Consider the following 6,157-nt stretch of genomic DNA (forward strand, 5'->3'; position numbering starts at 1 on the left):
CCACGTGATCCCGAAGCTGACCACACCGCTGACCTGATCAGATCATGGCGCTAGGCGAACGCATCGGCCGTGGACGACGGCACCAGAAAAAGACCAAGCAGGTCGATCGCTCGGACTTGTTCGACGACGAATTCCTGCGCCAGCTCGAGCTGCTGCAGGTCGTCGCGCGCCGGCTGATCCGCGGCCGCCAGCGAGCCGAGCGCAAGACCAAGAAGGTCGGCAGCGGGCTCGAGTTTGCGGATCACCGCGAGTACTCACCGGGCGACGACATCCGCGCCGTCGACTGGGGTGTGTACGCGCGGCTTGGCCAGACCCTGGTCCGGCTGTTCGAGGAAGACGAAGATCTGCCGCTGCGCGTGGTCGTCGACGTCAGCGACTCGATGCTGACCAAAGACGGCCAAAAGCTGATCTACGCCCAAAAGATCGCGGCGGCGCTGGCCTATGTGGGGCTCGCGGGGCTCGACCGCGTGGGGCTCACGGCGTTCTCGAGCACGATCCACGAGACGCTGCCTGCGATCCGCGGCAAGGGCCGGATCTTCCGCGTGTTCGAGTTCCTCAAGAACACCAAGATCGGCGGCCCAACCAGCATCGCGGCCGGTTGCAAGCGGGTCGCCGCGCAGGCCTCACAGCCCGGCGTGACCGTGGTGCTGTCGGACTTTTACGATCTCGAGGGCGCGTTCGATGGGCTCAACATGCTGCGCTTTCGCAAGCACGAGGTCGTTGCGATCCAGGTCCTGGATCCGATCGAGGCCAACCCGATCGACACCGGCCTGCGCGGTGACGTGACCTTGGTCGACGTCGAGGGCGACGGCGCCAACTCGCGCGACGTGACCCTGAGCGCCGCGCTGCTCAAGGCCTACGCTGAAGCCCACGAGCGCTTCTGCACCCAGCTCGAGAACAAGTGCCGGTCGCGGGGCATGCCCTTCTTCCGCGCTTCGATCGACGAGCCCTTCGAAGATCTGGTCCTGCGCATCTTCCGTCTGGGCGGGGTGCTGCGATGAGGGGGGCTTCGTGAACCTCGCAGGCTGGGCGCTGGCGGATCTGGGGCTGATCTTCGCGATCGGCAGCGCCACGATCACAACGCTGTACCTGCTGCGCATGCGCAGGCGCCAGGTCATCGTGCCGTTCGCGGCGCTGTGGGATCGGGTCACCCGCGAGAGCGAGAGCCGGCGACTGTGGCGCAAGCTTCGGCGGCTGTTCTCGTGGCTGTTTCAGCTGTTCTTGCTGGCACTGGTGTGCCTGGCCCTTGGTGATCCGCGGCCCGAAGAGTGGCTGCGCGAGCCAGCAACCACCGCGATCGTGATCGACACCTCGGCGAGCATGGCCGCGGCCGGCGACGAAGAAGGCAACACCCGCCTCGAGCTCGCGCTCGAGCGTGCCCGCGCCGAGGTCGACGCGCTGGGCCCCGCCGACCGGGTGCTGATCATCGCCGCGGGCAGCGAGGTCTCGGTCCCGGCCCCGATCACCGGCGAGGCCGGCACGCTGCTGCGGGCGATCGACGAAGACATTCAGGTCGGACCCGGCGAGGCCGACATGCCGCGGGCCTTGCTGCTGGCCCGCAACGCCCTGTTTGGCCGGCCCGGCGCGCGCATCCTGATCTTGAGCGACGGCGCCCTGGACGTCCCGGGGCTGGCGGCGGTCGGCCGCTGCACCAGCCGTGCGCAGATCGAGGGCGAAGCCCAGTGCGACGTGCTCGAGCTCGGCGCTGAACACGAGGTCGGCAACGTGGCGATCACGGCGTTCGCGGCCCGCCGCTACCCCTCGGATCGCGACAAGGTCGAGGTCCTGATCGAAGTCCAAAACCTGGGCACGACCCCCGCGCGCTTCGAGCTGCGCGTGACCGCCGACGAGCTCCCGGTTGGGGGCAAGCAGCTCGAGCTGGCCCCCGGCGCGCGCGTGCGCGAGGTGCTGCCCAAGCTCGAGGCCGCCCGCGAGCGCTTGGTCGCCGAGCTGGTCGCGCTGCCCGGCGACGCCGAGTCGGCCAAGTCGCTTGGCCCGGCGATCGACGATCGGGCCTACGCCGTGATCCCGCCCCTCGATCCCATGGAGATCGTGCTGGTCACCGACGGCACGGATCTGTTCTTGGAGGCCGCGCTGCTGACCCTCGACGACTACGTGCGGCTGTCAACGCTGCCGCCGGGCGAGGGCGACGCGGGCCACGAGCTGATCAGCACGGCCAACGTGGTGTTCTACGACATCGCCGACAACCCGCTGCCGGATCCGCTGCCCGACACCAACTTGGTGATCTTCGACCCGCACCGGCTCGACAAGTCGCCCGTGCCGATCCCCAAGCTGGCGGATCTCGCGGGGCCGCGGCTGTCGGAGCAGCGCAAGGGTCACCCGCTGCTGACCGGGGTCGTGTTCAAGGACGTCAACATGCACCGCGGGACCAGCTTCGATCTGGCCCCGGGCGACGTCTCGCTGGTCAGCCACCTCGGCGCGCCGATGGTCGCGCTGCGCGAGGCCGAGCACGGGATGCTGCTGATCGGCTTTGATCCACGCAGCTCGGATCTTCCGCTGCGGACCGCGTTCCCGCTGCTGATCGCCAACGCGGTCGACTACTTTGGCATGCGCGAGGCCGGGTTCGTGGCCGCGATCCCGATCGGGGCCAGCCGCGAGCTGGTGCTGGCAGACTTCGGGATCCCGGGCACCGATGTGTCGCTGCTCGAGGTGACGCCGCCAGATCCAGACCCCAACGACGACGTCACCCCGGAGCCGCTGCGGGTTCGGGCCCAAGACGGGCGGTTCCGGCTGCGTGCGCTGGTGCCTGGGGTCTACACCATCGCGATCCAAGACGGCGGGGCCGAGGGCTCGGTCGTGCAGGTCGCGGTCAACCAAGCCAACGCCGCCGCCTCGAACCTCGAGTCGCTGCTAGATGAAGCCACGCTGCCCGAGGCCAGCCGCGCGGGTGAGCCACCCGAGCCGGCGCCGCTGACCGAGGGTCCGCTGTGGACGCTGATCATGCTGGTGGTCGTGGCCCTGATCGCGCTCGAGTGGGCGACCTACCACCGAAGGAAGACCGTATGAGCGACGCGGGCAAGGGCAAGTCAGGCACGCGCACGCCAGAGGCCAGCGGGATCATGCCGATCTCGCCGGGCGCGGCCGCCTCGATGACCTCGGGCACCGGCGCGGCCCCCCGCTCCTTGCACGAGCGACCGGGCCACAAGCGCAAGCGGGAGCCCAAGACCAAGGTTGGCAAGCGCACCAACGAGCTGATCCACCACCCGCTCGCGCTGCCGATCATCGCGCTGCTCGCTGGCTTGCTCGCGGCGCGGGTGCTGCTTGGGCTGATCCCGCTGCGTGGTTCGCTCGAGCTGGATCTGCCGCTGTGGCTGGCGCAGCTGCTCAGCGAGTCTGGCGACAACCGCTTGGTGATCGCGCGGCCCCACGCGCTGTGGCTGATGCCAACGGCGGTCCTGCCGTTCTTGGTCGTCATGGCCACGCGGACCCTGGTCGACGTGCGCTGGTTCCAGGTCGTGCTGCAGGTGCTGCTGCGGCTGCTGGTGGTCATGGCGATCGCGCTGGGCCTGAGCCAGCCAAGCCTGCAGTCACCGATCCGCGGCAAGACGGTCGTGTTCGTCGTCGACGCGTCCGAGAGCATCGACGACGAGCAGCTCGCGGGCGCCGAGCGCCTGGTCCGTGAGGCGATGGTGTTGGCGGGCAACGAAGAGGCCGCGGGCGTCGAGCGTGAAGATCGAACCCGGGTGCGGCTGGTGACCTACGCGGGGCTGGCCAACGTCATCGAGCTGGCCACGCAATCCGGCGAGCAGGCGATCGACCCCAATGATCTGCGGATCGCCCGCGACCCCGAGCACGCGCTGGCTTCGGATCACGCCTCGGCCCTGCGCTTGGCCGAGGCGCTGCTCGACCCCGACACCGAGGGCCGCGTCGTGCTGATCACCGACGCGACCGGCGATCTGACCGAGCGCGAGGGCCTGGGCCAAGCGCTGATCAACCTCGAAGAGCGCGGCGTCAGCGTTCACACCCGCAGCTTCCCGGCCAAGATCCGCGGCGACGTGCTGATCGAAGCCGTGCACTTGCCCAAGGAACTGCGCGTGTCGCAGAGCTTCGAGGTTGCGATCGACATCGTCGCAACCTCGGCCGGCAAGGTCCGGCTCACGCTCGACAAGAACGGCAAGCCCAACGCGATGGACCCCAGCCAGGAGATCGAGCTGCGGCCGGGTCGTCAGCAGATCAAGATGGCCGCGCGGGTCACCGATCCCGGCCCGGTGCTGTTCGAGGCGCGGCTCGACACCGCTGAGATCGCCAAGCAAGACAACCGCAGCACGGTCAACGACAAGGCCGCCGTGGTTGGCGAGGTGATTGGCCGTCCACGCGTGCTGTTGGTCAGCACCGACTCGACCGCCGCGCTCTCGCGGGCGCTTGGCTCGAGCCATCTCAGCATCGACACGATCGCGCCCAACGAGCTGCCCGGCAGCGCGGAGGGCCTGCGCAAGTACGATCTGGTCGTGTTTCACGACATCCCCTCGCGCTGGATCACCGCCCCGCAAGAGGCCGCCGTGGTCCGCTACGTCAAAGATCAGGGCGGCGGCTTCATCATGGTCGGCGGCGAGAACAGCTTTGGCGTGGGCGGCTGGGGCGGCAGCACGATCGAGGAGATCTTGCCGGTCCGGTTCTCGGGTGAGCGCCAGCGCGAGCAGCCCACGCTGGCGCTGGTGTTGGTGATCGACAAGTCGGGGTCGATGTCCAGCGATGATCGGCTGGACCTGGTCAAAGAGGCGGCGCGCGCGACCGCTCGGGCTCTGGATCCGCACGACGAGATCGGCGTGGTCGCGTTCGACTCGGCCCCGCAGGTGCTGGTGCGGCTGCAGTCTGCGTCCAACCGGCTGCGCATCTCGTCGTCGATCTCGCGGCTCACGGCCGGCGGTGGCACCAACGCGATGCCGGCCCTGCGCGAGGCCTACCTGCAGCTCGCCGGCTCGAAGGCGCTGGTCAAGCACGTGATCTTGCTGTCCGACGGCGAGTCGCCCGAGAATGGGATCAGCGCCCTGCTTGGCGACATGCGCGAGGCGGACATCACCGTGTCCGCGGTCGGGGTTGGCGCTGGGGCTGGCAAGGACTTCTTGGTCCGCGTGGCCGAGCGTGGGCGCGGTCGCTACTTCTTCTCGGAAGACGGCACCGACGTCCCGCGGATCTTCTCGCGCGAGGCCCGTGAGGTGAAGCGCAACGCGCTGGTCGAGCGCAACCTGTACCCGCGCGTGGCCAAGCCCGTGCAGATGCTGCGGGGGATCAACTTCGATCAGGCGCCGGGCTTGCGCGGGATCGTGCCGGTCAAGCCCAAGGCCCAGGCCGAGGTCATCTTGCGGACCCACTTTGGGGATCCGCTGCTGGTCCGTGGGCGCCGGGGGCTGGGGCGCGTCGCCGCGTTTGCTAGCGACGCGCAGCCGCGCTGGGCGGTCAACTGGATCGGCTGGAGTGGGTTTCCGCGGCTGTGGTCGCAGCTGGCCCGCGACACCATGCGGCAGGGCGCTGGAATGCTGGGTGGGGCGCAGATCAAGGTCAGCCCGGCGGCGGATCCGGGGGCGTGGCGGGTGGTCGTGGATGTCGAGTCACCCGAGGGGTTTGCGAATGATCTGTCGGGTAGCGTCGAGGTGATCGATCCCTCGATCCCCGAGGAGAAGGGGGAGGACGGGGAGCTGGTCGACAATGGGCGGCTGCGCGAGGTCGTGCTGCAGCTGTCGGCGCCGGGGCGCTACGAGGCGGTCGTGCGGGACATCGAGGCTGGGCAGCGGCTGCTGAAGGCGAAGCTGTTTGATGATAGTCAGAATCCGCCGCGGTTGGCGGCGGAGGCTATCTCGCATGTGAGCGTGCCGTATCCGGCGGAGCTCTCGCCGCAGACGCTGGCGCCGAATGGGGAGTGGCTTGCGGGATTGGTGGAGCGGGGGTCGACCACTGGGGGGATTGATGAGGTGGTGACTACGCCGGGGGATGCGATGGGGCGGACTCGGACGAAGCCGCTCTGGCCTTTGGTGTTGGTTTGGATTTTGCTGCCTTTGTTGGGAGTGGATTTGTTGTTGCGGCGGGTTAGTTTGGGGGTTCGGAAGGTTAGTGTTTGATTCCTTTGGGGTGCTGGTGGGGGGTGATTGGTTGTTTGCGGGGGGGTGGGTGTCCGATGGGGGAACGCGCACCGGGCTGC

At 68.8% G+C, this 6,157-nt stretch carries 3 protein-coding genes; all 3 read left to right on the forward strand.

Annotated elements, in window-relative coordinates; all coding sequences use genetic code 11:
- Window positions 1-44: 44 nt before the first annotated feature.
- From DB30_RS36365 to DB30_RS36375, 3 genes are read left to right on the forward strand one after another with little or no spacing between them, the layout of a single operon-like run.
- A complete protein-coding gene (locus DB30_RS36365) occupies window positions 45-1,001 on the forward strand; it encodes a DUF58 domain-containing protein (RefSeq protein ID WP_052557933.1) in 957 nt (318 codons plus the stop codon).
- 10 nt (window positions 1,002-1,011) lie between these two features.
- Window positions 1,012-3,027, forward strand: coding sequence for a vWA domain-containing protein (locus DB30_RS36370; RefSeq protein ID WP_052557935.1), 2,016 nt, complete (start codon window positions 1,012-1,014; stop codon window positions 3,025-3,027).
- Complete coding sequence (locus DB30_RS36375) at window positions 3,024-6,077, forward strand: VWA domain-containing protein (RefSeq protein ID WP_052557937.1); 3,054 nt, start codon at window positions 3,024-3,026, stop codon at window positions 6,075-6,077. The genes DB30_RS36370 and DB30_RS36375 overlap by 4 nt, the downstream gene beginning before the upstream one ends.
- Window positions 6,078-6,157 lie beyond the last annotated feature (80 nt).

This window comes from Enhygromyxa salina, from assembly GCF_000737335.2.
In the GTDB taxonomy this organism is placed as follows: domain Bacteria; phylum Myxococcota_A; class Polyangia; order Nannocystales; family Nannocystaceae; genus Plesiocystis; species Plesiocystis salina_C.

What these genes read in the sequence shown, in the direction of transcription:
- DB30_RS36365 (WP_052557933.1), top strand. Translation starts at nt 45, where the DNA reads ATGGCGCTAGGCGAACGCATCGGCCGTGGACGACGGCACCAGAAAAAG.
- DB30_RS36375 (WP_052557937.1), top strand. Translation starts at nt 3,024, where the DNA reads ATGAGCGACGCGGGCAAGGGCAAGTCAGGCACGCGCACGCCAGAGGCC.